This window comes from Ruegeria sp. SAZD011, from assembly GCF_059612545.1.
Map to the genome: position 1 here is coordinate 44,731 of NZ_JBXWQU010000038.1, position 26,294 is coordinate 71,024.

Genomic DNA, 26,294 nt, shown 5'->3' on the forward strand with positions numbered 1-26,294 from the left:
TCACTCCAGCGGCGGCATCACCTTGAGCAGGTTGATGTCGTCGACGCTGATCCACCCGGACAGGATGATGCCCCCGATGATCGCCCAGAGCACCACAGTAAGACCGGTGGTGATCCAGGCTTTGGTTTTCAGATGGTGATGCTCGGGGGCGCCCGCATGGGTGCCGGGCACAATGTCACCCAGATCGCCCTGCGTGCGCACGCGGATCGGCAACACGATCAGGAAGGTCATGAACCAGATGACCGAGAACAGCACCAATGCGGATGTGATCGACATGTTCGCCCCCTTTGGGTTTCACCCTGATATGGGTCAGACCTGCTCCAGTTCCACCAGGCAGCCGTTGAAATCCTTCGGATGCAGGAACAGCACCGGCTTGCCATGGGCGCCGATCTTGGGTTCGCCCGTGCCCAGCACCCGGGCGCCGGTCGATTTCAGGTGGTCGCGCGCGGCGATGATATCCTCGACCTCGTAGCAGACATGGTGGATGCCGCCCGAGGGGTTTTTGTCCAGAAACCCCTGGATCGGGCTGTTCTCGCCCAGCGGATAGAGCAGTTCGATCTTGGTATTGGGCAATTCGATGAACACCACGGTCACACCATGGTCGGGTTCGTCCTGCGGCGCACCGACCTTGGCGCCCAGCGCGCTGCGGTATTGCGCGGACGCGGCCTCGAGATCCGGTACGGCAATGGCGACATGGTTCAAACGGCCGATCATGATCATCCTCCAATGGTTCATCGGGTTGGGCGTCTTATGCGGCCTGCCGCCGGTCGGGGCAAGTGCGCCAAATCGCCCATTAACGTCCTGTTAGCCAGCGTGACCTAGCGTTGAGGGGTCTGCTGAAGGAGCCAGCCATGGATGATTCTGATCCCTTTGCCGCCCCGCACCGGCTGCCGACGGTTACCCGCCCGCTGCTGGGGCTGACCATTCTCGTGGTCGAGGACAGCCGCTTCGCCTGCGAGGCGATGCGCCTGTTGTGCCTGCGCAGCGGCGCCCGTATCAGGCGCGCGGATTGCCTGAAATCGGCACGCAGGCATTTGCAGATCTACCGCCCCTCGGTGATCATCGTCGATATGGGGCTGCCCGACGGCTCGGGCGCCGACCTGATCGAGGAGATGGCTCATACCGCGCCCCGGATCGGAGTGATCCTGGGTACTTCGGGCGACGATGGCGCCGAAGAAATGGCGCTGGAGGCCGGCGCCGACGGGTTCCTGGCCAAACCGGTGACCTCGCTCGCGACCTTTCAGGCCGAAATCCTGTCGCGCCTGCCCGCCGACCGGCAACCGACCGGACCGCGCATCCTGCATGACGAACATGTTCACCCAGACCCCATCGCCTATCAGGATGACATGGCCCATGTGGCAGATGTGCTGAGCGAAAAGTCCGACCCCCAGACGCTGGACTATGTTGCGCAATTCCTACTGGGATTGGCGCGCAGCGCCGAGGATCACGCGCTGGCCTCGGCCGCGCAGGCGCTGGCCCGCACCCGCGCCTGCGGTGCCCCCGTTACCTCGGATACGGCGCGGATCGCGGGGCTGGTGCAGGAGCGTCTGAACCACAGAAAGGCGATCTGAGATGACCGGGGTGCTGCCCATCGCCATCGTGACCGCCGGTGTGCTGATCTATGCCCTGCGCTGGCGCCAGACGCCCGCGCTGCGGCGAAGGCGGGTGGAAACCCGCTGACCCGCCGACCATCCCGTATGCGCGGCACTGGCGCCCTCCGGAACGCAAGGCCATGTCTGCGCCCCCCCGGCCCGGCCTGTTTCGACACGCCCCCCGGGAACATAAACGTGTTTACCTTTCGTTCTCACCCACCTAGAGTGGACATCCCCGCAAAAGGGGCGTGACAATCGGGGGGGAAGACCGCAATATGTTGGACATGTCTCAATCAGCCTCTCAAGATCTGTCGGATTTCCTGGGTGACGACCGCTTCGCCACCGTGATGGCCGACCCGCCCTGGCGGTTCACCAACCGCACCGGCAAGGTTGCGCCCGAACACAAGCGGCTGGCACGCTATCCGACCATGACGCTGGAGGATATCTGCGCCCTGCCGGTGGCCGATTATCTCGAGGATCGGGCGCATTGCTATCTCTGGGTGCCCAACGCCCTGCTGCCCGAAGGCTTGCAGGTGCTCAGCGCCTGGGGGTTCGAATACAAGTCCAACATCGTCTGGCACAAGGTGCGCAAGGATGGCGGCTCGGACGGGCGCGGCGTGGGCTTTTACTTCCGCAACGTGACCGAGCTGCTGCTGTTCGGCACCAAGGGCAAGAATGCCCGCACGCTGGCGCCGGGCCGGAGGCAGGTCAACATGATGCAGACCCGCAAGCGCGAACATTCGCGCAAGCCCGACGAGCAATACGAACTGATCGAGGGCTGTTCCTGGGGTCCCTATCTGGAGATGTTCGGGCGCGGCGTCCGCGACGGCTGGACCGTCTGGGGCAATCAGGCCGATGCCGATTACAAACCCAGCTGGAAGACCTATTCCTATAATTCCGGCGTCGCGGCCGAGTAACATGGCCCGCAGTATCGACGATGCGGTGTTCGATCCGGGCGGCGCGGTCGAGGCGCAGCTGGGCTGGACACTCGGTGCGCGCTACTCGGTGGCCAGCTATCGAAGTGCCGCCGCCGTGATCGCCCAGCGCGCGCCTGCCGAACTGGCCGCGATCCTGCGCATCCTCGACGCCTTTACCATCAGCCGCACCGAAATCCGCTCGCCCGGCGGCAACCGGATGTCGGCCACCACCCGCTTTGCCGATCTGGCGGCGGCCGAGGGGTTTCACCAAGAGGTGCGGATCGAGGCCGATCTGACCGTCCGCCTGCGCGAGGGCAAGGGCGAGAACGCACCCGAGATCGACCGCATCCTGCGCGCCGATTACATCCATAACCACCTGGTCGATTTCTGGCGTGGCCGGGTGGCGTTCGATTACGAGTGGAACAGCAAGGACCAGACCTATGACCGCGATCTCTACGCCTTTCGCAGCTTCTTCGAAGCAGGCGTGATCGATGTCGGCGTCATCGTGACCCGGGCGCTGCCGCCCGAGTTCTTTCAGTCGCTGGGCTATTGCCTGGACAAGGATGGCAACGAAACCGCCAGCACCGTGGCGGCCAAGTTCGGAGCCAGCACCACCGGCACCCACAAGCTGCTCAGCCGCATCGCGGCGGGGCGCAGCGGCGGCTGTCCGGTGCTGGTCTTCGGGATACGCCCCGGCAACATCACACCGGATTGAACCGCGCTCAGTCCTGCGGGATCACCCGCAGGCCCAGTTCCATCAGCTGGTCCGAACTGGGCTCGGACGGCGCCTGCATCATCAGATCCTCGGCGCGCTGGTTCATCGGGAACATCATCACTTCGCGAATGTTGGCCTCGTCCGCCAGCAGCATCACGATACGGTCGATCCCGGCGGCACAGCCCCCGTGCGGCGGCGCGCCGTAATGGAAGGCGTTGAAGAGCGCGCCAAAACGGGCCTTGACCTCGTCGGCGCCGTATCCGGCCAGCTCGAACGCCTTGAGCATGATCTCGGGCTTGTGGTTGCGGATCGCGCCCGACACCAGTTCATAGCCGTTGCAGGCCAAGTCGTACTGATAGCCGCGCACCGCCATCGGGTCGCCGTTCAGCGCCTCCATCCCGCCTTGCGGCATCGAGAAGGGGTTGTGTTCAAAGTCGATCTCGCCGGTTTCCTCGTCGCGTTCGTAGATCGGGAAATCGACGATCCAGGCAAAGGCAAAGCGGTCGGTCTCGGTCAGGCCCAGTTCGGCGCCGATCACGTCGCGCGCCTTGCCCGCGACCTTTTCAAACGACTTGGGCTTGCCGCCGAGGAAGAAGGCGGCATCGCCCACGCCCAGGCCCAGTTGCCGACGGATCGCCTCGGTGCGCTCGGGCCCGATATTCTTGGCGAGCGGTCCGGCGGCTTCCATCCCATCACCCTGATCGCGCCAGAAGATGTACCCCATGCCCGGCAGGCCCTCTTTCTGAGCGAAGGCGTTCATCCGGTCACAGAACTTGCGGCTGCCGCCGGTAGGGGCGGGAATGGCGCGGATCTCGGTACCCTCCTGCTCCAGGAGCTTGGCGAAGATGGCAAAGCCCGAACCGCGGAAATGCTCGGAACAATCCTGCATCCTGATCGGGTTGCGCAGGTCGGGCTTGTCGGTGCCGTACCATTTGGCGGCATCGGCATAGGCGATCTGCGGCCAGTCCTGCGGCGCGTCCACCTTGCGACCACCGCCGAATTCCTGAAACACGCCCGCCAGCACCGGCGCGATGGTGTCGAACACGTCCTGCTGGGTGACAAAGCTCATTTCCAGGTCGAGCTGGTAGAAATCGGTGGGCGAGCGGTCGGCGCGCGGGTCCTCGTCGCGGAAACAGGGCGCGATCTGGAAATACTTGTCAAAGCCCGAGACCATGATCAGCTGCTTGAACTGCTGCGGCGCCTGCGGCAGCGCGTAGAAGCGGCCCGGATGCAGGCGCGAGGGCACCAGGAAGTCGCGCGCGCCCTCGGGGCTGGAGGCGGTGATGATCGGGGTCTGGTATTCGCGGAACCCCTTGTCCCACATGCGCCGCCGCATCGAGGCGACCACGTCCGAGCGCAGGGTCATGTTGGCCTGCATCGCCTCGCGGCGCAGGTCAAGATAGCGATAGCGCAGCCGGGTTTCCTCGGGGTATTCCTGATCGCCGAACACCATCAGCGGCAGTTCCTCGGCCCGGCCCAGCACCTCAAGCTCGCGGACATAGACCTCGATCTCGCCGGTGGGCAGCTTGGGGTTGACCAGGTCCGCGTCGCGCGCCTTGACCGTGCCGTCGATGCGGATGCACCATTCCGAGCGGACCTTTTCCAGCTCGGCGAAGGCGGCGCTGTCGCCGTCGCACAGCACCTGGGTCACGCCATAATGGTCGCGCAGGTCGATGAACAGCACCCCGCCATGGTCGCGCACCCGGTGGACCCAGCCGGACAGGCGAACGGTTTCGCCGACATTGGCGGCGGTCAGGGCGGCGCAGGTATGGCTGCGATAGGCGTGCATCGGTGATATCCCTTCGGGCGGAGAAAGCGTCGCGCCGATACAGCGCGATAGGCCGGGGAAGTCAAGGCCGCGCCGCGCGCATCCGGGGTTTGTGGCCAAATCACCCGGATTTCTTTGATTTCGGGTGGCAGGGGGCGCTGCCCCCTCTTGGCCTGCGGCCAATTCACCCCCGGGATATTTGGAGCAAGAGGAAAGAGGCGGTCATGCCGCTGCAACAAGCGCGGCCGGGATCAGCCCGCGCAGGGAGTTGCCGCAATAGAGAACCCGGGCATTGTGCAGGTCTTCCGGGCGCAAAACCGTTTCACGCGCCTGACCGCTGGCCAGAAGCTGGGCGCGCAGGATACCGGGCAATAGTCCCGAGGCGAGCGGCGGCGTCAAAAGGCCGTCATCTGTGGCCATGAAGACATTGGTGATCGTCCCTTCGCAGACTTGCCCGGCACGGTTGAGGAACAGCCATTCGTCGCTGCCTGCGGGCAGTACGGCGCGGGCGCGATCGTAAAGCGCGCGCCTTGTGGTCTTGTGGCGCAGCCAGGGATCATCCGCATCCAGCCGCTCGGGATGGATCACCACGCGCCAGTGCGGCAGGTTTGCGGCAAGCGGGGCGGTTGCCAGTGCCAACACGCCTTTGGGATCGAGGGTCAGGCGACAGCGGAGCGGCGCCGGGCCGGTGATCTGGTCCAGCAGGTGCTGCGCCCTGGTCTGGTCAAACGGCATCCCGAGGGCGGTGGCGGACCGGGCCATGCGCGCCAGATGCAGCGCGGCACGGCGCGGCCCCGCGCCCGGGTACCAGCCCAGCGTCTCGATCAGGCGAAAGCCGGGATCATCTGGCGGGCAAAGCGGGCTTTCCATAACGCCTCCTCGTATTCCGATGTGGCGGTGCTGTCCCAGACCACGCCGCCGCCGACATTGAGTGTGGCGCGCGCGCCATCGGCCAGCAGCGTGCGGATCGCCACGTTGAATTCGGATCGCCTGTCGGGCGCGGCCCAGCCGATCGTGCCGCAATAGATGTCACGCGGCCAGGGTTCGAGGCGGGCCAAAGTCTCCATCGCGCGGATCTTGGGGGCTCCGGTGATCGAGCCGCAGGGGAACAATGCCCGCAGGATATCCGAAAGAGTGACATCCGCTCGCAGTCGCGCGGCGACGCGCGACACCATCTGATGCACCGTGGCATAGGTCTCGATCTGGAAAAGCTCGGGCACATGAACCGATCCTGGCAGTGCCACCCGGCTGATATCGTTGCGCAACAGATCGACGATCATAAGGTTCTCGGCGCGGTTCTTGGCATCGCGCGCCAGCCAGGCGCGGCGGCGTGCGTCCTCTGCCGGATCGTCGCTGCGCGGCTGGGTGCCCTTCATCGGGCGGGTCTCGATCCGGCCCTCGGGATCGGTGCGAAAGAACAGTTCGGGCGAGCGGCTGAGGATATCGGGCAACCCGGATTGGGTGACCAGCACGCCATGGCCCACCGGTTGGCGCGCGGCAAGCGCGGCATAAAGCGCGGGCGCGGCGCCCTGAAGGCGCAGATCGACCGGAAAGGTCAGGTTGGCCTGATAGAACTCTCCCACACCGATGGCCCGGTGTACCTGTTCAAAGGCTGCGCCATAGCGGGCCGCATCCCAGCGGGGGGCGACATCGTCGATTCCGCCGCCGGGGGTCGGCAGCGGCAGCACTTTTGGGCCGTCATAGACACCAAAACACAGGAGCGGCAGCCGGCGCCCTTGAGGCATCAGCCCGGCCAGACGCGGTTCCAGCGCATAGCCCAGCTCGTAACTGGCATAGCCCGCCAGCCAGGCGCCATCCGCCCGCGCCACATCCAGATCGGCCAGCGCCGCCGGCACCTGCGCGGCGGTATCGGCCCGGATCACCCTTACCGGGCGGTCGAAGCCGGTTCCGGCCCCGGCAGGCCCCTGATCGAAACGAAGCTGCATTTGGGTCCGCTCCCCCTGCCAATTGGCGTGCCGCTGGGGTATAGAGATTTCATGTCCGGACGAAAGAGCAGAAAGCGGCAAATTCGCGCCGCTTTCCGATCCCTCTTGCACCTTTCCCCGAGGTGCCTATAACGCACGACAATTTGGGCGCTGGGCGGGCGCTCGTGACTCGCAAAACACAAAGGGGCCAGCCATGCCGAAGAGAACCGACATCCAGTCGATCATGATCATCGGGGCCGGGCCCATCGTCATCGGGCAAGCCTGTGAATTCGACTATTCCGGCGCACAGGCCTGCAAGGCGCTTCGCGAAGAGGGGTATCGGGTCATCCTGGTGAACTCGAACCCGGCGACGATCATGACCGATCCGGGTCTGGCCGATGCCACCTATATCGAGCCGATCACGCCCGAGGTGGTCGCCAAGATCATCGAGAAAGAGCGCCCCGACGCATTGCTGCCCACCATGGGCGGGCAGACCGGCCTCAACACCTCGCTGGCGCTCGAAGAAATGGGCGTGCTCGAGAAATTCGGCGTCGAGATGATCGGCGCCAAGCGCCATGCCATCGAAATGGCCGAGGATCGCAAGCTGTTCCGCGAGGCGATGGACCGGATCGGGCTGGAAAACCCCAAGGCGACCATCGTGTCGGCCCCCAAGACTGACAAGGGTAAATACGACATTCGCGCGGGCCTGGCCCAGGCGATGGATGCGCTCGAGGAAATCGGCCTGCCCGCGATCATCCGCCCGGCCTTTACCCTCGGCGGCACCGGCGGCGGCGTGGCCTATAACCGCGACGATTACGAACATTTCTGCCGCTCGGGACTGGAAGCGTCACCCGTGGCGCAGATCCTGATCGACGAGAGCCTCTTGGGCTGGAAGGAATACGAGATGGAGGTTGTCCGCGACAAGGCGGACAACGCGATTATCGTCTGTTCCATCGAAAACGTCGACCCGATGGGCGTGCATACCGGCGACTCGATCACCGTGGCCCCGGCGCTGACGCTGACCGACAAGGAATACCAGATCATGCGCAACGGCTCGATCGCCGTGCTGCGCGAGATCGGGGTAGAAACCGGCGGCTCGAACGTGCAATGGGCGGTGAACCCGGATGATGGCCGCATGGTGGTGATCGAGATGAACCCGCGGGTATCGCGTTCGTCTGCGCTGGCCTCCAAGGCGACCGGCTTCCCGATTGCCAAGATCGCGGCCAAGCTGGCGGTGGGCTATACGCTCGACGAGCTCGACAATGACATCACCAAGGTGACACCGGCCAGCTTTGAGCCGACCATCGACTATGTCGTCACCAAGATCCCGAAATTCGCCTTCGAGAAATTCCCCGGCTCCGAGCCTTACCTCACCACCGCGATGAAATCGGTGGGCGAGGCGATGTCGATCGGCCGCACCATCCACGAATCGATGCAAAAGGCGCTGGCCTCGATGGAATCGGGCCTGACCGGCTTTGACGAGGTTGCCATTCCCGGCCTCTCCGTCGGCCTCTGGGACGCGGTCGAGGGCGCCGATGACAAGGCGCATGTGATCAAGGCGATCAGCCAGCAAACCCCTGACCGGCTGCGCACCATCGCCCAGGCGATGCGACACGGGTTGTCGGATGACGAGATCTTTGGTGTCACCAAGTTCGACCCCTGGTTCCTGGCCCGGATCCGCGAGATCGTCGAAGAGGAACGCGCCCTGCGCAAGACCGGCCTGCCCACCAACGAGGAAGGCCTGCGCGCGCTCAAGATGCTGGGCTTCACCGATGCGCGCCTCGGCCAGCTGACCGGCCGCGACGAGGACAACGTGCGCCGCGCCCGCCACAACCTGGGCGTCACCGCCGTGTTCAAGCGGATCGACACCTGCGCCGCCGAGTTCGAGGCCCAGACCCCCTATATGTACTCCACATACGAGGCCCCGATGATGGGCGAAGTGGAATGCGAAGCGCGCCCCAGTGACCGCAAGAAGGTGGTCATTCTGGGCGGCGGTCCCAACCGGATCGGCCAGGGGATCGAGTTCGACTATTGCTGCTGCCACGCCTGTTTCGCGCTAACCGATGCGGGCTATGAAACCATCATGGTCAACTGTAACCCCGAAACCGTGTCGACCGACTATGACACTTCGGACCGGCTCTATTTCGAACCGCTGACCTTTGAACATGTGATGGAAATCCTGCGGGTCGAGCAGCAGAACGGCACCCTGCACGGCGTCATCGTGCAGTTCGGCGGCCAGACCCCACTGAAACTCGCCAATGCGCTGGAACAGGCGGGTATCCCGATCCTGGGCACAACCCCCGACGCCATCGACCTGGCCGAGGACCGCGAGCGGTTCCAGGATCTGGTCAACCGGCTGGGCCTGAAGCAGCCCAAGAACGGCATTGCCTCGACCGATGCCCAGGCCCTGGCCATCGCCGAGGATATCGGCTTCCCGCTGGTGATCCGCCCCTCCTACGTGCTGGGTGGCCGCGCCATGGAAATCGTGCGCGACATGGACCAGCTGCGCCGCTACATCGCCGAGGCGGTGGTGGTCTCGGGCGACAGCCCGGTTCTGCTCGACAGCTATCTCTCGGGCGCCGTCGAACTGGACGTGGACGCGCTCTGCGACGGCGAGGCGGTGCATGTGGCAGGCATCATGCAGCATATCGAAGAGGCGGGCGTGCACTCCGGCGACAGCGCCTGTTCGCTGCCGCCCTATTCGCTCTCGCCCGAGATCATCGAGCTGATCAAGGAGCAGACCAACAAGCTGGCCCGCGCCCTGAACGTGGTCGGCCTGATGAACGTGCAATTCGCGATCAAGGATGACGAGATCTACCTGATCGAGGTCAACCCACGTGCCAGCCGCACCGTGCCCTTTGTGGCCAAGGCCACGGACTCTGCGATCGCTTCCATCGCCGCGCGTGTCATGGCGGGTGAGAAACTCAGCGCCTTCCCGATGCGCCCCCCCTACAAGGAAGGCGACGATACCAAGATTGCCGACCAGATGACGCTGGCCGATCCCAACATGCCCTGGTTCTCGGTCAAGGAGGCGGTGCTGCCCTTCGCCCGTTTCCCCGGCGTCGACACCATCCTCGGCCCGGAGATGCGCTCCACCGGCGAGGTGATGGGTTGGGACCGCTCCTTTGCGCGCGCCTTCCTCAAGGCGCAGATGGGCGCGGGCATGGTGCTGCCCAGCGAAGGCCGTGCCTTCATCTCGATCAAGGATGCCGACAAGGGCGCCGCCATGCTCGAGGCCGCGCAGGTGCTGGTGGATCAGGGCTTTACCCTGGTCGCAACCCGCGGCACCCAAAGCTGGCTCGCCGGTCATGGCGTGCCCTGCGAGGTGGTGAACAAGGTCTATGAGGGCCGCCCCGACGTGGTCGACATGCTGAAGGACGGACAGGTGCATCTGGTGATGAACACCACCGAAGGCGCCCAGGCGGTGAGCGACAGCAAGGCCATCCGCTCCATCGCGCTCTATGACAAGATCCCCTATTTCACCACCGCCGCCGGCAGCCACGCCGCCGCCCTGGCAATCAAGGCGCAGGCCGAAGGCGATATCGAGGTGCGCAGCCTTCAGGGCTGACACCCAATAACCGGGAGGAACCGGTGAAAACCCGGTCTCTCCTGCTTCTTTCTGGTCCAAAATACTCCCAGGGGGTCCGGGGGACGGCGTCCCCCGGCTTTGCGATCTCAGGTACGACCTAAGTCTTTCTGGCTTTCGCCCGGGCCAGAGACCACGCATGATCGCGCAACCGATCCCTGCGAGGCACCCCATGAATATCTACACCACCTTCGGTACCAATGACCTGACCCGCGCGGTCCGGTTCTATGACGCGGTCTTTGCCGTGCTGGATCAGCCCCGCCTGCCCGACTGGCCCGAGGGCTGGGCCGGTTGGGGCCAGGATTATGACAATGGCACCGGCTTCTGGGTCTGCGCGCCGTTCGATGGCTCACCCGCCAGCACCGGCAATGGCACCATGGTGGGTTTCCCCGCCCGCAACGCGGCGCAGGTGCGCGCCTTTCATGCCGCCGGTCTGGCCCATGGCGGCACCGATGCGGGCGTGCCGGGCACCCGGTCCTATTATGGGCCGGATTTCTATGTCGCCTATCTGCGCGACCCGGATGGCAACAAGATCTCCTGCTTTCACTATCACTATGACCCGGCGACGGACGCGGGCGATTGACGCCCGCGCCTGCATCTCTCAGGCCCGCGCCTCGCGACTGAAGAACAGGTCATAGAACACTGGCGCCGCGATCAGGGTCAACACGGTGGCAAAGGCCAGCCCGCCCATGATCGTCACCGCCATCGAGACAAAGAACGCATCCCACAACAGCGGCGCCATGCCCAGAATGGTGGTAACGGCCGCCAGCATCACCGGCCGGATCCGCGACACCGACGCCTCGACAATCGCCTCGCGCAGCGGTTTGCCCTCGGCCCGGACCAGGTCGATTTCCTCGACCAGCACGATGCCGTTCTTGATCAACATACCCGAGAGGCTCAAGAGCCCCAGAAGCGCGGTAAAGGTGAACGGCAACCCGGTCCCCAACAGGCCGATCACCACCCCGTTCACCGACATTGGCACCAAAAGCCAGATGATCACCGGCTGGCGGATCGCGTTGAACAAGAGGATCGAGATCAGCACCATGATCAACAGGCTCAGCGGCAATTGCTTGCCCAGGCTCGCCTGCGCCTCGGCGGAATCCTCGAACTCGCCGCCCCATTCCATCCGGTAACCCGGCGGCAGCGGGATGGCCTCGATGACCGGGCGCACCTCGGCATGCACCTGCGCGGCGGTCAGATCGGCGGGAATGTCGGCGCCCACGGTCACCGTCAGCAGCCTGTCGCGGCGATGCACCAGCGTGTTGACCGCCTCATACCCGAACCCGTCCACCATCTGTTCGACCGGCACGAATTTCTCGGACAGCGGTGAATAGACCACCTGATCGACGATGGAATAAGGCCCATCGGCAGGGCGTCGGACGATGATCGGGATCAGCCGGTCCCGCTCGCGCAGCACCCCGCTGGTGATGCCATCGGTGGAAAACCGCAGCATGTCGGCGATATCGTCCCGGCTGACGCCCGCGATCTGTGCCCGCTCGGTGGCATAGATGGGGCGCAGCGCCAGTTCCTGCTCGTGCCAGTTCGACCGCACGCCGGTGATATTGTCCGAGGCCGCGCGCATCTCATCCATCGCCGTATCGGCCAGCTGCCGCAGCACCGCCGGATCGGGCCCCGAGAACCGCACCTGGATCGGGTCGCCGCCGCCGGGGCCAAAGACCAGCCGCCTGGTGCGGAACTCGCCCTCGGGGAAGGCCGCGGTGCCAAACGCCTCCAGATCGGCCTGAAGCGCGGGAATATCCTCGATGCTCGCCGTCCGCACGATCATATGCCCGTAAGAGGGGTTCGGCTTTTCCGCCGAATAGGTCAGCATGAACCGCGTCGCGCCTTGCCCGGCAAATGTGGTGTAAGCCAGCACGTCCGAACGCTTGTCCAGCCAGGCCTCGACCGCGGCCAGATCATCGGCGGTGGACTCGATGGGCGTACCCTGCGGCAGCTTGTAATGCACGAAAAACAACGGCGTGTTCGAATTGGGAAAGAACTGCTGTTTCATCAGGCCAAAACCCGCGAAACAGGCCGCCGTCACCGCGACCAGCCCCAGCACCACCAGCCAGCGCAACCGCAGCGCGGCTCGCAAAGTGGCGGCATAGGCGCGAAACAGCGGCCCGCCATAGGCGTCGGCGGCATCCACATGCCCCTGCTTGAAGAAGTAATGCCCCAACAGCGGCGTCACCGTCAGCGCCAGCACCCAACTCAAGAGCAACGAAATGCCGATCACGGCAAAGAGCGAGAACAGGAATTCCCCCGTCGCATCGGGGCTGAGGCCGATCCCGGCAAAGGCCATGATCCCGATCACGGTGGCCCCCAACAGCGGGATCTGCGTCTTGCCCGCCGCCTCGTCGGCGGCCGCGCGCGAGGGCTTGCCGCGCAGCATGGCGATCTGCATCCCCTCGGCCACGACGATGGCATTGTCCACCAGCATCCCCATGGCGATGATCAGCGCGCCCAGCGAGATCCGTTCCATCTCGATGGAAAACAGCGCCATGAAGAGAAGCGTGCCGACCACGGTCAAGAGCAGGGTCGCCCCCACCACAACCGCCGCGCGCCAGCCCATGAAGAGCGCCAGCACCGCCACCACGATGGCCACCGACATGGCCAGATTGACGAGGAAGGCGTTGCTCGCCTCTTCGACCACCACATGCTGCTGATAGATCGGTTCCAGCGTCACGCCGGCGGGGATATCGCCGTCCAGCTCGGCCAGCCGCGCATCCACCCGCTGGCCGACCTCGACAATGTTCTCGGTCGCCAGCCCCGCGATGCCCAGCGTGAACGCCTCACCCCCGTTATGGCGGATGATCAGGTCGGGGTCAGCCTGACGCCCGCGATGCACCTGCGCCATGTCGAACAGGTTGATCACCTTGCCTTGCGTGCCGACCGACAGCCCGGCGATGGCGTCCACACTGTCCGAGCCTTCGGGCCGCAGGATCGCGGTCTTGCCGTCCCCGTTGCGCAGGGTGCCCGCGTCGCGCACGGAATCGGCGGTAGCGATGGCATTGGCAATCGCCTGCACCGGTACGTTCTGGTTCACCGACAGCGCCAGATCGGGCTCGACGAATATCGCCTCGTCCGGCAGGCCCGCCACCTCGACCCCGGCCACACCGGGCACCGCCAGCAGCTCACGCCGCAGCCATGTGGCCAGTTCGTGCTGTTCCGCATCGGTGTATCCCGGCGCGGTCACCGCATAGAACAGGCCATAGACATCGCCGAAACTGTCATCGACAAAAGGCGCGCTGACCCCGTCAGGCAGGGCGCGCGCGGCATCGCCCACCCGGGCGCGCAGCTTGGTCCAGATCGCGGGCAGCTCATCCCCGTCATAGGTCGACTTGATCTCGACCTCGATCAGCGACTGCCCCGGCTGGTTGACCGAGGTGATTGTCTCCACCTCGTCCATCTTCTGGATCGCCGATTCCAGCGGCTCGGAGACCTCCAGCGCCACCTGTTCCGCGGTCGCCCCGGGATACTGCGTGGCGATGACCGCCTGTTTGATGGTAAAGGCCGGGTCTTCCAGTCGGCCCAGCGTGGCAAAACCCCAGATGCCCCCGACCAGCGAAATCAGGATGATGAGCCAGGTATAAAGCGGCTTTTCGATCGACAGGCGCGCGATGTTCATGACTCGGCCCTTCAGTTGCCGAAACCGGTGAAGCGGCGCACCGCTTGCCCGTCGTTCAGGCTGGCACCGCCGACACTGACGATCTCGTCGCCCTCGGACAGGCCCGACAGCACCCGCACCAACCCATTCGGCAAGGGCGCGATCTGGACCGCCTGCCGCCGCACCGTACCTGTATCGGCGCCTGTGGGCTCAAATACCATCACGCCAGGACCGCCGCCCGCATCCGCAATGATCGCCGAGGGCGGCACCGCGATGCCCGGTTCGCCATCCCGCACCCGGACGTTGACGGTCACCGACGAGCCGGGAAACACGTTCAGATCGGGCGGCGGGGCAAAGCCGAAATTGATGCGGAAGGTCTGGCCCACGCTCGATGTCTCGGCATCGAACTCGCGGATCTGCAACGGAAATTCCTGCTCCGAGGCTGGAAAGGTCGCGGTGATGGTCACATCCTCGGGTTCGCCCGCGCGCTGGAACAGGATCTCGGGCACGTCCACTTCGATCCGCAGTTCCGACATGTCATGGATCCGCGCCACCGGCGTCCCCGCCGCCACCGTGGTAAAGGCCGCCACGTTGCGGCGCGAGATCAGCGCGTCAAACGGCGCCGTCAGCGTCGCATGTTCCAGCGCATATTCCGCATCGCGCAGCGCGATGGCCGCCAGTTGCGCATTGGTTTCCGCATCGTCCAGCGAGACCTGACTGACCGTTGTTCCCTTGAGCCGGCTCAGCCGCGCCACAGTCCGGTCGGCCTGCTCCTTTTGCAGCCGGGCGCGATCCAGTTGCAACTCGAACGGCTCCAGATCCAGCCGCGCGATCAAATTGCCCTTGGGCAGCAACACGCCTTCGTTCACCGGAAATTCCACGATCTGCCCCGCCACCTGAAAGGCCAGATCAACCGTCCGCCGCGCCGCCACCTGGCCAAAGAACTGGCGCGAAAACCCGGGCGCGGCCTCGCTCACCAGCATCAGCTTGACGGGCTTGGCGGGCGTATCCGCGGCCAAGGGGGCCGCGGCAAGGCCCAGCACAGCCCCCAGCACAAAAAGAAATCTCATGTCTTGAACCCTTCGGATAGTCCGGTTTCCAGGATGGTCAGGCGGATCTTGCGCGCCAGCCGCGCAAATTCTTCGGTCTCGCAGGCATCCAGCCCCGACACCTCGTGAAACAGCGCACCGGCATCGGCGACAAACTCGGCGCGCAGCGCCCGGCCCTCGGGCGTCAGTTCCAACAGCCAGGCGCGGCGGTCATCGGGGTCGCGGCTGCGGGTCAGATAGCCCGCGCGCTCCAGCGAATCCGCCGTGGCGGTGATGGTCGAGGGCAGTGCCAGCATCTCACGTGCCAGCACCCCCATGCGCATCGGCGTGCCAAGCTTGATCAGCATATGCGCCTCGGGACGGCTGAGACCGGTCTCGGCCACCTCGGCGGCAATCACCTCTTCCAGCTTCCAGTACAGCGCATAGACCCCCATCATCGCCTCGATCTCGGGCGGAAAGGTCTTTGGCGGCAAAGAATCGCGGTCGGTCATCGGGCAACCCCCTGTTTCGCTCCGCGATATACTTCAAAATATGAACCATTCAAGATGTGAAGGTTGATTTCACTCGATTGTCCGCTTTCCCTCGGGTCATCCACTCTTGATCGGTCGCGCTATCGCCTGCATTTTGAGCAAATCCCAGATTTCAAGGAATCCGCCATGTTCAGACCCGCCATCACCGGCACCGGAGTCTTTACGCCGCCAAACGTCATCACCAATGCCGAACTGGTCACGGCCTTCAACGCCTATGCCGACCGGATGAATGCCGAAAATGCCCCAGCCATCGCCGCCGGCGAGATGGAACCGATGCAGCATTCCTCGGAAGAGTTCATCGTCAAGGCCAGCGGCATCGAGAACCGCTATGTGATGGACAAGACCGGCGTTCTGGATCCGGCGGTGATGCATCCCCTGCTGCGCCAGCGCGACGATGACGAGCCGGGCATCATGACCGAAATGGCAGTGGATGCGGCGAAAAAGGCGCTGGCGCAGGCGGGCAAGACGGCTGTCGATGTCGACGCGGTGATCTGCGCCGCCTCGAACCTGGAACGCGCCTATCCGGCGGTCGCGATCGAGATCCAACAGGCGCTGGGGATCGAAGGGTTCGCCTTCGACATGAACGTGGCCTGTTCCTCGGCCACTTTCGGCATCCAGGCCGCCGCCGACATGATCCGCTCGGGCTCGATCCGCTCGGCGCTGGTGGTCAACCCCGAGATCTGCTCGGCCCATCTGGAATGGCGCGACCGCGATTGCCATTTCATCTTTGGCGATGTGGCCACCGCCACCCTGATCGAACGGATCGAGGACGCCAAGGGCCCGCATTTCGAGATCCTCTCGACCCGCTGCGCCACCCAGTTTTCCAACAACATCCGCAACAACAACGGGTTCCTGCGCCGCTCGCGCCCGGACGGGCTGAAAGACCGCCGCGACATGCAGTTCATGCAGAACGGCCGCAAGGTGTTCAAGGAAGTGCTGCCGATGGTCAGCCAGCATATCGCCGACCACATGGCGGTCGAGGGCGTGGCCAACACCGATCTGAAACGGCTGTGGCTGCATCAGGCCAACAAGACAATGAACGATTTCATCGGCAAAAAGGTGCTGGGCCGCGAGCCGGAGCCGGGCGAACAGCCCAACATCCTGCAAGATTATGCCAACACCTCGTCCGCGGGTTCGATCATCGCCTTTTCGCAGAACTCCGACGATCTGGCCGAAGGCGATCTGGGCCTGATCTGCTCCTTCGGCGCGGGCTATTCCGTGGGTTCGGTGATCGTGCGGCGGCATATGTCGTGAAGAAGGGCGCCAGCCCTTGTCCGGGAGAGCCCCCTTCGCGGGGCGGGGCTGGCCGGTTTCTATTCGCCAAATCCCTTGTCGGACCTGAGCGCACAGCGATTACCATCTGGATCGACAAATTCCGCGGTGGTTCCCCAAGTATGTTCGGTAACCTTCACATCGACTTCTCTTTTCAAGAGCAGATCGGCTGTCGCCCGAACGTCCTGAACGTTGAAGCGAAACTTCACTGGAGATTGCTCAAGCGTCTTGGGCTCCTTCGAGGCCACTCCACCGGATTCGACCATCAAATATGTATCGCCCAACAAAAACGTGGTCAGGGTTTCACCCGGTCGATCAATCTGGTGCAAGACCTCCAGTTCCAGGATCGAGCCATAGAAATCGACACATTCCCGATAGTTTTCTGTGAACAGGATCATCCCCGCCATCGAATAGTTCATTGTCGCCCCATTCATTGGATCGCGCGCCGCAAATAAGTTGAAACGGCAGGATGCAAGCTCAAGCAAGGTTGAGGTCAAGACCAAAACACGGCCAAGCGAATGGTCAATGCCCCCCGGCGGCCTTGGTCGTTGGCGATGATCTGCCCCCCGTTCGACAGCGAAACGCTATAGCCAATCCAGGCTTTGCCCATGCGGGCCGGTCCAGGCGATGGGGTGCCCGTCCAGCGCCATCACGAACTTGCCCGCGGGCGGGGTCAGCCCCTTCGCGTGGTCGGGAAAGACGCCGGGCGCCTCGTTGCTGATCCAGTGCAGATCGCGCGACCGCATGAGCCGGGCAAAACCCGCCCGAGCGTCAGGGTCACTGACATAGGTCAGCACCGCCGAATGCATCACCACCAGCTGCGCATCGGCGGGCGCCTGTGTCAACAGCGCCTCCAGATCGCGGGTCAGGTCGCCTGCCACTACCGGTGGCGGCGCCTGCCGGGCCACTGCAACGGCCTGACGCAACCGTGCCAGCCGGTCGGTCTGTTCCGGCCAGACCAGCGCCTCGAGCCAGGCCACATCCCCGGCATCCTCCAGATCGGGCGGCGCCAGGTCGAGCCCCGCCCGCCAGACGATCTCAGGATGGTGCACCGGCAGGGGCGCAAGATCATTCACCCGGCATGGGAAAACCGGCCCCCCGGCGCCACCCGGTGGGTCAAGCCGGGCACGGCCCCAATCATAACCATAAAGATCTGGCAGCAGGCAAAGCCCGGCCGAGGCGCCGACCTCGATCAGGGCCAGCGGCCCGTCAACCCGCGCCAAGAGCGGCAGCAGACAGGCGCAGCGCCCCGGCTCGTTGGTCTGGGTCCGGCGCGTCCGCATCACCGCAGCGATAGCATCGGCCTTGCAGGTCAGAACATCGTCAAACGCGGCCTCTGTCCGGGGCAATCCGCCCACCAGGCGCAGAGCCGCAAAGAAGAGGTTGGGTTGACGCCGGTCGGGCGGCAGGTCTCCGAGAAAGGCAAGCGCGCGCGCCGAACCCGCCACATGGCGCGCCCAGTCCGTGTAAAGCGGCGAATGCCCCTCTGCCTCGATTTGGGCAAACCGCAGATAGCGCTCGGCAAGCGCCGCTTGGGTTTCGGGTGTGGCCCCCGGCCTCAGCTCGTGCTTTCCTCTTCCAGATGCAGCTTCATGTCGATCAGGACCTGCTGCAACTGCACCGTTTCCTTCAGCAGCCGCTTGGCCTCGTTCACGGTGATGATCCCATCCTCGATCGCGGTCTGGTATTCGGTCATCAGCATCGCAAATCTCTGGCTCAGCGCGATCACATCGGCATTGACGCCGCCGCTGCGCGTCTCGCTGTCGCTGTTGCGCCCGTCATAGCTGAGCGTGATGTTCTTGAGTTCCGCGAGCGCAGAGGTGACATGCGGATAGCTGGACGCACCTTCAAGCCGCGCGACCGCATCCACCGGGATGAACCGGTCGGCATGCTCGGCATTATCCGAATAATACCGGCCTAAGGTCGCCTTGGACTTTCCAGTCAGCGCACAAGCCGCCTCGATGCCCACATCCTTGACCAAAGCCTCGGTATGTTTTTTCAGATATGCCCCAATGTCGGCCATATTCACCCTTTCCTGAACCGCTTTTTCCGCCCCATTGTTTTTGTCGGGGAAACGGATCGAGTTTTTCCCATGAATCCGTTCTAAGTCAAATGTCATACCTTGGCTATCCCTCAGGTTTTCAGGGATTTAAACGAGTTGCCGGTAATAGATCTGCCGGTTTTACCAGGTTTCGGAGTGTATTATTCGCGATCTCCGACCAGTCTGCCACAAACGTGGCAAGGGGCACCGCAACCGGAACGATCCACGTCCATCCCCAGAGGTTCGCCTCGGACAGATCGGACCGGGGGCGGTGCAACCAAAGTCCCGCATCGGCGGAAATGACCGCTCGGGCCTGCTTGCCGTGCCATCGCCAAGTGATTAGACCGACCTCATGGCCAAGCTCTACTTCAACTACTCCACCATGAATGCCGGCAAGTCGACCGTCCTGTTGCAGGCGTCGCACAACTATCGCGAAAGGGGCATGCAGACCTATCTGCTGACCGCCGCCATCGACGGGCGCGCGGGATCCGGGCGGATCGCCAGCCGGATCGGTATCGCGGCAGAGGCAGATGTCTTTACCCCCCGGGACGACGTGTTCGCGATGATCCGCGACAGGCTTGCCGCTGGTCCGGTGGCCTGTGTCTTTGTGGACGAGGCACAGTTTCTCGAAGCCGATCAGGTGTGGCAACTGGCGCGGGCGGTGGACGATCTGGACGTGCCGGTGCTGGCCTATGGCTTGCGGGTCGATTTCCAGGGCAAGCTGTTTCCGGGCTCGGCCGCGCTGCTGGCGCTGGCCGACGAGATGCGCGAGGTGCGCACGATCTGTAAATGCGGCCGCAAGGCGACAATGGTGATCCGTCAGGACGCTTCGGGCCAGGCGATCACCGAAGGCGCGCAGGTGCAGATCGGCGGAAACGAGACCTATGTCTCGCTCTGCCGCAAGCATTGGCGCGAGGCCACCGGAGACCACGGCCACACCACCAACTGATCGAGACAGGGGGCGCTCCCGCCCGCCTCGGTGCATCCTGCGGATGCCCCTGCGGCCGTTGGGCCCGGCGCGCCCTGCGCGGGCAAGGCCCGCACCGGGCGCGCCTGCCGTGACCGCAGCGCAGCCCGCGGCTGCGCTGCCCGGCCCAACCAGAGGCGGCCCGTCCGCAAGGACGGGTCAACGGCGGGCGGGAGGAGCCCGCTCCTCGAAAACTCAGTCCACCGGGTTGGGCAGGTCGCGCCCAGCGGCAAACGCCGCCACATTGTCCAGCGCCATATGGCCCATGCTGCTGCGCACCTCTTCGGTGGCGGTGCCCAGATGCGGCAACAGCGTCACCTGCTCCATCGCGCGCAGCACTTCGGGTACCTGCGGTTCGAACTCGTAGACGTCGAGCCCTGCCCCCGCGATCTGGCGCCCCGAGAGCGCAGCAATCAGCGCCGCCTCGTCCACCACCTCGCCCCGGGCGATGTTGACCAGAATGCCCGAAGGTTTCATCGCAGCCAGAACCTGCGCGTCGATCAGGTGCCGGGTCTCGGCGCCGCCCGGCACCGCCACCACCAGGAAATCGACCGCCCCGGCCAGCGCCGCGAGGCTGTCCAACCGCGTTGCCGGGAAATCCACGTCCTTGTCGCTGCGTGCCACATAGGACACCTGCATGCCGAACCCGAAATGACAGCGCCGGGCGATGGCCTGGCCGATCCGGCCCAGACCAACAATGCCCACATGTTTGCCGGTCACGTGTTGGCCCAGCATCTGGGTCGGGTGCCAGCCCTCCCAGTGGCCCGAGCGGACCAGCCGCTCGCCCTCTCCCGCGCGGCGCGCGGTCGTCAGCAGCAGCGTCATCGCGATATCCGCCGTGGCATCGGTCACCGCGCCGGGCGTATTGCTCACCGCCACCCCTGCGCCGCGCGCCGCCGCCACGTCGATGTGATTGTACCCCACGCCGAAATTGGCCAGCAGCCCGCATCGAGGTTTGGGCACCTGGGCAAAGACGCCTGCGCTGAACATGTCGCCCAAAGTGGGCATGACGATGTCGAACTCGCGCAGGGCGCGCAGCATCTCATCCTCGGTCATGGGCGCAGTGCTGGTCCGTATCTCGGTGTCGAATTCGGCGCACGCGCGGGCTTCGACTGCGGCGGTCATCGGCCGTGCGATCAAGAGTTTCATCAATGCATCCGCCCGCCCAGCGGCACCTTGCCATCGGGGCCGATCAACACGATTTCGCCGTTCTCGTCAGGCAGGCCCAGCACCAGCACCTCGGACATGAACTTGCCGATCTGGCGTGGCGGGAAGTTGACCACCGCCATCACCTGTTTGCCCACCAATGCCGCCGGATCGTAATGCGCGGTAATCTGAGCCGAGGTCTTGCGCTCGCCAATCTCGGGGCCAAAGTCGATCCACATCTTGATCGCGGGCTTGCGCGCCTCGGGGAAGGCTTCGGCGCGGATCACCTCGCCCACGCGGATATCGACCTTGAGGAAGTCATCAAAGGAAATCTCAGCCACGCGACAGCTCCCTGGATCGGTTGGTGGCAGCGGCAACGGCGCGGGTCAGCAGACCGGGAAAGCCGGTCTGAGGTTCCATCAGCACCTCAAGCGCCGCCTGGGTGGTGCCATTGGGCGAGGTCACGTTGATGCGCAATTGGGCGGGATCCTCGTCGGCCGCCTCGGCCAGGGCGCCCGCGCCTGCGACGGTGGCCTTGGCCAGCTGCATCGCCAGATCGGCGGGCAGGCCCTGCGCCGTGCCGGCGGCGGCCAAAGTCTCGATCAGGTGGAACACATAGGCCGGGCCCGAGCCGCTGACGCCGGTGACCGCATCCATCTGATCCTCGCGCTCCAGCCGCACGGTCTGACCCACCGCCTTGAGCAGCGCCTCGGCCAGGTCAAGATCGGTAGCAGAGGCACGGGCGTTGCCGATCAGCGCGGTAATGCCGCGCCCGATGGCGGCGGGCGTGTTGGGCATGGCGCGCACGATGGGCGTGTCGCCCCCGAGGATATCTTCGTAGGTGGCGATCGAGGTTCCGGCTGCGACCGAGACAAAGAGCGTGGTGCCGTTGCCCATCGCCTGCATCTGCGGCAGCGCATCGCCCATCATCTGCGGTTTGACCGCAATCAGGACAATGGCCGGATCACCGGGCAGCTCGGCGTTCACATGCACGCCCTGCGCCTTGACCCAATCCGACGGATAGGGGTCGATCACCCAGACCGAGCCCGCGGGCAGCCCGCCGTCGAGCCAGCCGGCGAGCATCGCCGATCCCATCTTGCCACAGCCCAGCAATACCAGCCCGCGGCGCGCGATATCAGACATGTCCACGATATGCCCCTCTCCTGTCATCCGGTTCGGGGCACAGGTTTAAGCCCGGCCATAAGCCTCTGCAATGGCGACCTGCATCGCGTCGGCGGGGCTGCGGTTGCCCCAGACCATCAGCTGAATTGCCGGGTAATAGCGCTCGGCGCTCAGGACGGCGGCACCGATCATGGTGTCGATCTGCTCGGCACTGGCCACCTGACCGCCCGCCAGCACCAGACCATAACGATAAACCATCAGGTTCTGCGCCGCCCAATAGGTGAAGGTCCCGGCCCAGCACTGATCGTTCATCGCGTTGATCAATTCGTAAAGCTGCGGCAGCTTTTCGGCCGGCGGCTCCATCTCGAAGGTGCAGATCAGGCGCAGCGTCTCGTCATAGCCCGACCAGGCCAGCGTCAGCGAATAGGTCCGCCACTGCCCTTCGACCGCCATGGCGATCTGGTCATCGCCAATCCGGTCGAAATCCCAATCATGGTGTTCGGCCAGATGTTCGACAATGTCTATAGGATGGATGTCTTCTTCCAGGAACTGCTCGGAAAGGGCCATGCTGCCACCTCACTGATGTCTAGCTGCAAGGGGCTGTCAGCGCCCCAGCGCTAGTCGCCTTTTCTACAGACCGGGTGATTTCCCTGTGTCCATACTAGATATGGTGGAGGCTAACGGCCGATCTGGCAACCGGAAATGTGGGGATAAACCCACATTATTTGGGGACAGCTCCGATAAGTTGTGGGAAACGCGGTACGCAGCGCAAAATATTGGCAACCCCTGACAGGTTCCGCTTGCGATCCGATCGGCCCTGCTCAAAATACGCCAAGCCGCCCGCGTGGTCTCCACGCCGGCGGCCTTTTCTCTCCCCGGAACAGGGCGTCAGTCCTTCAGGCGCGCCTCGAGCGCCGCGACACGCGCGGCCATCGCCTCGTTCTCCTCGCGCGCCTTTTGCGCCATGGCGCGGACGGCGTCGAATTCCTCGCGCGTGACAAAGTCGCGATCGGCCAGCCAACGGTCGATCAGCGATTTCATCGCGGTCTCGGCCTCGTCCCGCGCGCCCTGGGCCACGCCCATCGCGTTGGTCATCAGCTGGGAAATGTCGTCCAGTATCTTGTTGCGGGTCTGCATCTGTCTTCTCCGTGTCGAAGTTGCCCCCTATATGGGCAACAAAGGGGCAAGGCTCAAGGTTGACTTCTGCCGCAGGCCCCGGGCATTGAGGCGCATATGCAGGCAGTACTGAATTTTCCCGACCTTTCACCCGAACTGTTCTCGATCTCGCTGTTCGGGATGGAACTCGCGCTGCGCTGGTATGCACTTGCCTATATCGCCGGGATCATCATCGCCTGGCGGCTGGCGGTGTTGGCGACCCGGCGCGCGACGCTCTGGCCCGCAAACACCCCGCCGATGGCGCCCGCACAGATCGAGGATCTGCTGACCTGGATCATCCTCGGCGTCATCCTGGGGGGGCGGCTGGGTTTTGTCCTGTTCTATCAACCCGCCTATTACCTGGCCAATCCGGCCGAGATACTGATGGTCTGGCAAGGCGGCATGGCTTTTCATGGCGGCCTTCTGGGTGTGGTGATCGCGGCATGGCTCTATTCGTTGCGCCACAACATCCCGAAACTGAGCCTGGCCGACCTGATCACCCATACGGTGCCGCCGGGCCTGCTGCTGGGGCGGCTGGCAAACTTCATCAATGCCGAGCTGTGGGGACGTCCCTCGAACTTGCCTTGGGCGGTGATCTTTCCGGGTCAGGCGGCGCAAGACTGTCCGGGCATCGTAGATCTCTGCGCCCGTCACCCTTCGCAGCTTTACGAGGCTGCGCTCGAAGGGTTGCTGCTGGGCGTGCTGCTGTTGTGGCTGGTCTGGCGGCGCGGGGCGCTGAAACGGCCAGGCCTCATCACCGGTGTGTTTCTGGCGGGCTATGGCCTGTCGCGCTTCGTGGTCGAGTTCTTTCGGCAGCCCGACGCGCAATTCGTCACCCCCGGCAACCCGCTGGGCCTGGCCTGGCAGTTGGGCGACTACGGCCTGACCATGGGCCAGCTGCTGTCGCTGCCGATGATCGCGCTGGGGCTGTGGTTCGCATTTCGCGCCCGCGCGGTACCGTCATGACTCTGACCGACCTATTGCTGGAACGGATTACCCAGCAGGGGCCGATCAGCCTTGCCGACTACATGGCCGAGTGCCTGCTGCAACCTGAATACGGCTATTACACCACCCGCGACCCGCTGGGCGCGACGGGCGATTTCACCACCGCCCCCGAGATCAGCCAGATGTTCGGCGAACTGATCGGACTGGCGCTGGCACAGGCCTGGATCGATCAGGGGCGGCCCGCGCCGTTTACCCTGGCCGAGCTTGGGCCGGGACGCGGCACGCTGATGAGCGATGCGCTGCGCGCCACCCGCGCTGTGCCCGGATTGCACGCCGCCGCCCGGCTCTGGCTGGTCGAGGCCTCGCCGGTGCTGCGCGCCACACAGACTCAGACGCTGGCAGGGTATGCCCCGCAGTGGTGCGACACGGTCGGCGCCCTGCCCGCACAACCTCTGTTTCTGATTGCCAACGAGTTTTTCGATGCGCTCCCCGTGCGCCAGTTCCTGCGCGCGGGCGGGGGCTGGCGCGAACGTCTGGTCGGTGCGCGTGAAGGCGTCTTGCATTGGGGGCTGGGCGCCGAGGCGCCGCAACCGGCACTGGCGCATCGGCTGGAGGATACCCGCGAGGGCGATCTGGTCGAGCTTTGCCCCGCCGCCGCGCCTATCATCACGGAACTGGCCAGCCGCATCGCCGCCCATGGCGGAGGCGCGCTGATCGTCGATTACGGTGACTGGCGCTCTCTGGGCGATACGGTTCAGGCGCTGCGGGGCCATGCCTCTGCCGATCCGCTGGCCGATCCCGGTCAGGCCGATCTGACCGCGCATGTGGATTTTGAACAACTGGCCGTGGCCGCCCGCGCCGCCGGATGCGCCCATAGCCGCCTGACGGCGCAGGGCGTCTTTCTGGAGCGCCTGGGAATCGCACAAAGGGCCCAGGCGCTGGCTCGCACCGCTGATGAAACTATGTTGAACCAACTGGTCGCCGCACATCGCCGGTTGACGCATCCCGAGGAAATGGGAAACCTGTTCAAGGTGCTGGGCCTCTATCCCGCCGACGCCACCCCGCCACCCGGATTGGAATCATGACGCTGGAAATCCTGACCGCCGACAGCCTGTCCTTTGTACGCCACGGCTTCTTTACCCGTAGGGGCGGTGCGTCCTCTGGCGTGTTCGCCGGGTTGAACTGTGGCAGCGGGTCGAGTGATCAGACCGAAATCGTGGCGCTCAACCGTGCCCGTGTGGCACAAGCGATGGAGGTCGACACCGACGCGCTGCTTGGCGTGCATCAGGTCCATTCCCCCGATGTCGTCACCGTCGAAGGGCCGCTGGAGGTCAAGCCGCGTGCCGATGCGATCGTCACCGCGACGCCCGGTCTGGCGCTGTCGGTCCTGACCGCCGATTGCCAGCCGGTGCTGTTTGCCGACCCCGACGCCGGGGTGATCGGTGCCGCCCATGCCGGCTGGCGCGGCGCCCGCGACGGGGTGCTTGAGGCAACCCTCGACGCAATGGAGGCACTGGGGGCCACCCGTGCCGGAACGATCGCCGTCATCGGCCCCTCGATTTCGCAGCGCGCCTATGAAGTCGGCCCGGAGTTTCTGGACGATTTCCTGGCCGAAGACATGGGCAACAGTCGGTTCTTCGCCAATGGCGCCGACGACCGGATGCTGTTCGACCTGCCCGCCTACGGACTGCACAGGTTGCGCGCGGCGGGCTGCGGCCACGCGGAATGGACCCGCCATTGCACCTATTCGGATCCAGATCGATTCTATTCCTATCGGCGAGCGACCCACGCCGGCGAAGCCGATTACGGGCGGCTGATCTCTGTCATCCGGCTTTGAGACCGGTCGCGAGCCGAACGACGGCCCGGTTCTGCCACATTCTGGCCGCACCCTGCGCAGCCTCTGGTTGCACCCGAAACTTGCCCGATTTTTTCCCGATATTTGTGAGCCGCTTACGCG

26 protein-coding genes are annotated in these 26,294 nt (G+C 64.7%); 10 read left to right on the forward strand and 16 right to left on the reverse strand.

All coding sequences use genetic code 11. The features are described from left to right. Together AC2FLM_RS18860 and mce are read right to left on the reverse strand one after the other, a co-directional pair. Entirely contained in the window at nt 1–276 is a 276-nt protein-coding gene (locus AC2FLM_RS18860) for a DUF1467 family protein (protein ID WP_234139361.1), read from the reverse strand. 33 nt (nt 277–309) lie between these two features. Then, nucleotides 310–714, reverse strand: coding sequence for a methylmalonyl-CoA epimerase (gene mce / locus AC2FLM_RS18865; RefSeq protein ID WP_044029028.1), 405 nt, complete (start codon nt 712–714; stop codon nt 310–312). 137 nt (nt 715–851) lie between these two features. On the opposite strand from mce, the gene AC2FLM_RS18870 reads away from it, so the two are divergent. The 3 genes from AC2FLM_RS18870 (at nt 852) to AC2FLM_RS18880 (ending at nt 3,224) form a co-directional block, all read left to right on the forward strand. Continuing rightward, entirely contained in the window at nt 852–1,571 is a 720-nt protein-coding gene (locus AC2FLM_RS18870; protein ID WP_496859477.1) for a response regulator, read from the forward strand. 305 nt (nt 1,572–1,876) lie between these two features. Then, nucleotides 1,877–2,509, forward strand: a complete 633-nt coding sequence (locus AC2FLM_RS18875) for an MT-A70 family methyltransferase (RefSeq protein ID WP_234139358.1) — start codon at nt 1,877–1,879, stop codon at nt 2,507–2,509. A 1-nt stretch (nt 2,510) separates the two neighbouring features. Further along, nucleotides 2,511–3,224: a BglII/BstYI family type II restriction endonuclease gene (locus AC2FLM_RS18880; RefSeq protein ID WP_234139357.1), complete on the forward strand. Its 714-nt coding sequence runs from the start codon at nt 2,511–2,513 to the stop codon at nt 3,222–3,224. Nucleotides 3,225–3,231: 7 nt separating this feature from the next. Here the strand turns inward: AC2FLM_RS18880 and aspS are convergent, their stop codons facing one another. The 3 genes from aspS to AC2FLM_RS18895 all read right to left on the reverse strand — a co-directional run bounded on the left by aspS (nt 3,232) and on the right by AC2FLM_RS18895 (nt 6,938). Further along, a complete protein-coding gene (aspS, locus tag AC2FLM_RS18885) occupies nt 3,232–5,013 on the reverse strand; it encodes an aspartate--tRNA ligase (protein ID WP_496859478.1) in 1,782 nt (593 codons plus the stop codon). A 201-nt stretch (nt 5,014–5,214) separates the two neighbouring features. After that, nucleotides 5,215–5,862 carry an aminotransferase class IV family protein gene (locus tag AC2FLM_RS18890; protein WP_496859479.1) on the reverse strand — a complete coding sequence of 216 codons (648 nt, stop codon included), beginning with the start codon at nt 5,860–5,862 and terminating at the stop codon, nt 5,215–5,217. Beyond that, nucleotides 5,817–6,938, reverse strand: coding sequence for an aminodeoxychorismate synthase component I (locus AC2FLM_RS18895; protein ID WP_496859480.1), 1,122 nt, complete (start codon nt 6,936–6,938; stop codon nt 5,817–5,819). The genes AC2FLM_RS18890 and AC2FLM_RS18895 overlap by 46 nt, the downstream gene beginning before the upstream one ends. A gap of 193 nt (nt 6,939–7,131) precedes the next feature. On the opposite strand from AC2FLM_RS18895, the gene carB reads away from it, so the two are divergent. Next, nucleotides 7,132–10,485, forward strand: coding sequence for a carbamoyl-phosphate synthase large subunit (carB, locus tag AC2FLM_RS18900; RefSeq protein ID WP_496859481.1), 3,354 nt, complete (start codon nt 7,132–7,134; stop codon nt 10,483–10,485). 190 nt (nt 10,486–10,675) lie between these two features. After that, nucleotides 10,676–11,086: a VOC family protein gene (locus tag AC2FLM_RS18905; RefSeq protein WP_496859482.1), complete on the forward strand. Its 411-nt coding sequence runs from the start codon at nt 10,676–10,678 to the stop codon at nt 11,084–11,086. Between the two features lie 18 nt (nt 11,087–11,104). Here AC2FLM_RS18905 and AC2FLM_RS18910 read toward each other — a convergent pair whose 3' ends face one another. The 3 genes from AC2FLM_RS18910 to AC2FLM_RS18920 are packed head-to-tail and all read right to left on the reverse strand — an operon-like array spanning nt 11,105 to nt 15,650. Continuing rightward, nucleotides 11,105–14,131: an efflux RND transporter permease subunit gene (locus AC2FLM_RS18910; RefSeq protein ID WP_496859483.1), complete on the reverse strand. Its 3,027-nt coding sequence runs from the start codon at nt 14,129–14,131 to the stop codon at nt 11,105–11,107. 11 nt (nt 14,132–14,142) lie between these two features. After that, a complete protein-coding gene (locus tag AC2FLM_RS18915; protein ID WP_496859484.1) occupies nt 14,143–15,180 on the reverse strand; it encodes an efflux RND transporter periplasmic adaptor subunit in 1,038 nt (345 codons plus the stop codon). After that, nucleotides 15,177–15,650, reverse strand: coding sequence for a MarR family winged helix-turn-helix transcriptional regulator (locus AC2FLM_RS18920; protein WP_234143176.1), 474 nt, complete (start codon nt 15,648–15,650; stop codon nt 15,177–15,179). The genes AC2FLM_RS18915 and AC2FLM_RS18920 overlap by 4 nt, the downstream gene beginning before the upstream one ends. Before the next feature lie 165 nt (nt 15,651–15,815). Between AC2FLM_RS18920 and AC2FLM_RS18925 the strand changes: the two genes are divergently transcribed. Further along, a complete protein-coding gene (locus tag AC2FLM_RS18925) occupies nt 15,816–16,943 on the forward strand; it encodes a beta-ketoacyl-ACP synthase III (protein ID WP_496859485.1) in 1,128 nt (375 codons plus the stop codon). A gap of 59 nt (nt 16,944–17,002) precedes the next feature. Here AC2FLM_RS18925 and AC2FLM_RS18930 read toward each other — a convergent pair whose 3' ends face one another. From AC2FLM_RS18930 to AC2FLM_RS18940, 3 genes are all read right to left on the reverse strand, one after another. Continuing rightward, entirely contained in the window at nt 17,003–17,380 is a 378-nt protein-coding gene (locus AC2FLM_RS18930; RefSeq protein ID WP_496859486.1) for a VOC family protein, read from the reverse strand. 165 nt (nt 17,381–17,545) lie between these two features. Further along, the gene (locus AC2FLM_RS18935; RefSeq protein ID WP_496859547.1) at nt 17,546–18,523 is read right to left on the reverse strand and encodes a DUF2332 domain-containing protein; all 978 of its coding nucleotides are present in this window, start codon (nt 18,521–18,523) and stop codon (nt 17,546–17,548) included. Next, the gene (locus AC2FLM_RS18940; protein ID WP_234139346.1) at nt 18,520–18,984 is read right to left on the reverse strand and encodes a hypothetical protein; all 465 of its coding nucleotides are present in this window, start codon (nt 18,982–18,984) and stop codon (nt 18,520–18,522) included. The genes AC2FLM_RS18935 and AC2FLM_RS18940 overlap by 4 nt, the downstream gene beginning before the upstream one ends. Nucleotides 18,985–19,354: 370 nt before the next feature. Between AC2FLM_RS18940 and AC2FLM_RS18945 the strand changes: the two genes are divergently transcribed. After that, a complete protein-coding gene (locus AC2FLM_RS18945; RefSeq protein ID WP_496859487.1) occupies nt 19,355–19,951 on the forward strand; it encodes a thymidine kinase in 597 nt (198 codons plus the stop codon). 213 nt (nt 19,952–20,164) lie between these two features. Here the strand turns inward: AC2FLM_RS18945 and AC2FLM_RS18950 are convergent, their stop codons facing one another. The 5 genes from AC2FLM_RS18950 to AC2FLM_RS18970 all read right to left on the reverse strand — a co-directional run bounded on the left by AC2FLM_RS18950 (nt 20,165) and on the right by AC2FLM_RS18970 (nt 23,374). Continuing rightward, a complete protein-coding gene (locus AC2FLM_RS18950; RefSeq protein WP_496859488.1) occupies nt 20,165–21,118 on the reverse strand; it encodes a 2-hydroxyacid dehydrogenase in 954 nt (317 codons plus the stop codon). Further along, nucleotides 21,118–21,456, reverse strand: coding sequence for a tRNA-binding protein (locus AC2FLM_RS18955; RefSeq protein ID WP_496859489.1), 339 nt, complete (start codon nt 21,454–21,456; stop codon nt 21,118–21,120). Before AC2FLM_RS18955 ends, AC2FLM_RS18950 begins: the two co-directional genes overlap by 1 nt. Then, nucleotides 21,449–22,264, reverse strand: coding sequence for a pyrroline-5-carboxylate reductase (proC, locus tag AC2FLM_RS18960; protein ID WP_496859490.1), 816 nt, complete (start codon nt 22,262–22,264; stop codon nt 21,449–21,451). The genes AC2FLM_RS18955 and proC overlap by 8 nt, the downstream gene beginning before the upstream one ends. A 39-nt stretch (nt 22,265–22,303) precedes the next feature. Further along, the gene (locus tag AC2FLM_RS18965) at nt 22,304–22,804 is read right to left on the reverse strand and encodes a type III secretion system chaperone family protein (RefSeq protein ID WP_234139341.1); all 501 of its coding nucleotides are present in this window, start codon (nt 22,802–22,804) and stop codon (nt 22,304–22,306) included. A 321-nt stretch (nt 22,805–23,125) separates the two neighbouring features. Next, nucleotides 23,126–23,374, reverse strand: a complete 249-nt coding sequence (locus tag AC2FLM_RS18970) for an accessory factor UbiK family protein (RefSeq protein ID WP_496859491.1) — start codon at nt 23,372–23,374, stop codon at nt 23,126–23,128. Nucleotides 23,375–23,470: 96 nt separating this feature from the next. Here AC2FLM_RS18970 and lgt point away from each other — a divergent pair, with 96 nt between their 5' ends. From lgt to pgeF, 3 genes are read left to right on the forward strand one after another with little or no spacing between them, the layout of a single operon-like run. Beyond that, nucleotides 23,471–24,358 carry a prolipoprotein diacylglyceryl transferase gene (gene lgt / locus AC2FLM_RS18975; RefSeq protein ID WP_496859492.1) on the forward strand — a complete coding sequence of 296 codons (888 nt, stop codon included), beginning with the start codon at nt 23,471–23,473 and terminating at the stop codon, nt 24,356–24,358. After that, nucleotides 24,355–25,422 (forward strand): class I SAM-dependent methyltransferase, encoded by a 1,068-nt coding sequence (locus AC2FLM_RS18980; protein WP_496859493.1) that lies wholly within the window; start codon nt 24,355–24,357, stop codon nt 25,420–25,422. Before lgt ends, AC2FLM_RS18980 begins: the two co-directional genes overlap by 4 nt. Then, nucleotides 25,419–26,174 carry a peptidoglycan editing factor PgeF gene (gene pgeF / locus AC2FLM_RS18985; protein WP_496859494.1) on the forward strand — a complete coding sequence of 252 codons (756 nt, stop codon included), beginning with the start codon at nt 25,419–25,421 and terminating at the stop codon, nt 26,172–26,174. Before AC2FLM_RS18980 ends, pgeF begins: the two co-directional genes overlap by 4 nt. The last annotated feature ends 120 nt before the right edge of the window (nt 26,175–26,294 follow it).

Excerpts from the sequence above, each read along its gene's own strand:
- AC2FLM_RS18860 (WP_234139361.1), bottom strand. The coding sequence starts at position 276 with ATGTCGATCACATCCGCATTGGTGCTGTTCTCGGTCATCTGGTTCATG.
- mce (WP_044029028.1), bottom strand. The coding sequence starts at position 714 with ATGATCGGCCGTTTGAACCATGTCGCCATTGCCGTACCGGATCTCGAG.
- AC2FLM_RS18870 (WP_496859477.1), top strand. The coding sequence starts at position 852 with ATGGATGATTCTGATCCCTTTGCCGCCCCGCACCGGCTGCCGACGGTT.
- AC2FLM_RS18875 (WP_234139358.1), top strand. The coding sequence starts at position 1,877 with ATGTCTCAATCAGCCTCTCAAGATCTGTCGGATTTCCTGGGTGACGAC.
- AC2FLM_RS18880 (WP_234139357.1), top strand. The coding sequence starts at position 2,511 with ATGGCCCGCAGTATCGACGATGCGGTGTTCGATCCGGGCGGCGCGGTC.
- aspS (WP_496859478.1), bottom strand. The coding sequence starts at position 5,013 with ATGCACGCCTATCGCAGCCATACCTGCGCCGCCCTGACCGCCGCCAAT.
- AC2FLM_RS18890 (WP_496859479.1), bottom strand. The coding sequence starts at position 5,862 with ATGGAAAGCCCGCTTTGCCCGCCAGATGATCCCGGCTTTCGCCTGATC.
- AC2FLM_RS18895 (WP_496859480.1), bottom strand. The coding sequence starts at position 6,938 with ATGCAGCTTCGTTTCGATCAGGGGCCTGCCGGGGCCGGAACCGGCTTC.
- carB (WP_496859481.1), top strand. The coding sequence starts at position 7,132 with ATGCCGAAGAGAACCGACATCCAGTCGATCATGATCATCGGGGCCGGG.
- AC2FLM_RS18905 (WP_496859482.1), top strand. The coding sequence starts at position 10,676 with ATGAATATCTACACCACCTTCGGTACCAATGACCTGACCCGCGCGGTC.
- AC2FLM_RS18910 (WP_496859483.1), bottom strand. The coding sequence starts at position 14,131 with ATGAACATCGCGCGCCTGTCGATCGAAAAGCCGCTTTATACCTGGCTC.
- AC2FLM_RS18915 (WP_496859484.1), bottom strand. The coding sequence starts at position 15,180 with ATGAGATTTCTTTTTGTGCTGGGGGCTGTGCTGGGCCTTGCCGCGGCC.
- AC2FLM_RS18920 (WP_234143176.1), bottom strand. The coding sequence starts at position 15,650 with ATGACCGACCGCGATTCTTTGCCGCCAAAGACCTTTCCGCCCGAGATC.
- AC2FLM_RS18925 (WP_496859485.1), top strand. The coding sequence starts at position 15,816 with ATGTTCAGACCCGCCATCACCGGCACCGGAGTCTTTACGCCGCCAAAC.
- AC2FLM_RS18930 (WP_496859486.1), bottom strand. The coding sequence starts at position 17,380 with ATGAACTATTCGATGGCGGGGATGATCCTGTTCACAGAAAACTATCGG.
- AC2FLM_RS18940 (WP_234139346.1), bottom strand. The coding sequence starts at position 18,984 with ATGGCCGACATTGGGGCATATCTGAAAAAACATACCGAGGCTTTGGTC.
- AC2FLM_RS18945 (WP_496859487.1), top strand. The coding sequence starts at position 19,355 with ATGGCCAAGCTCTACTTCAACTACTCCACCATGAATGCCGGCAAGTCG.
- AC2FLM_RS18950 (WP_496859488.1), bottom strand. The coding sequence starts at position 21,118 with ATGAAACTCTTGATCGCACGGCCGATGACCGCCGCAGTCGAAGCCCGC.
- AC2FLM_RS18965 (WP_234139341.1), bottom strand. The coding sequence starts at position 22,804 with ATGGCCCTTTCCGAGCAGTTCCTGGAAGAAGACATCCATCCTATAGAC.
- AC2FLM_RS18970 (WP_496859491.1), bottom strand. The coding sequence starts at position 23,374 with ATGCAGACCCGCAACAAGATACTGGACGACATTTCCCAGCTGATGACC.
- lgt (WP_496859492.1), top strand. The coding sequence starts at position 23,471 with ATGCAGGCAGTACTGAATTTTCCCGACCTTTCACCCGAACTGTTCTCG.
- AC2FLM_RS18980 (WP_496859493.1), top strand. The coding sequence starts at position 24,355 with ATGACTCTGACCGACCTATTGCTGGAACGGATTACCCAGCAGGGGCCG.
- pgeF (WP_496859494.1), top strand. The coding sequence starts at position 25,419 with ATGACGCTGGAAATCCTGACCGCCGACAGCCTGTCCTTTGTACGCCAC.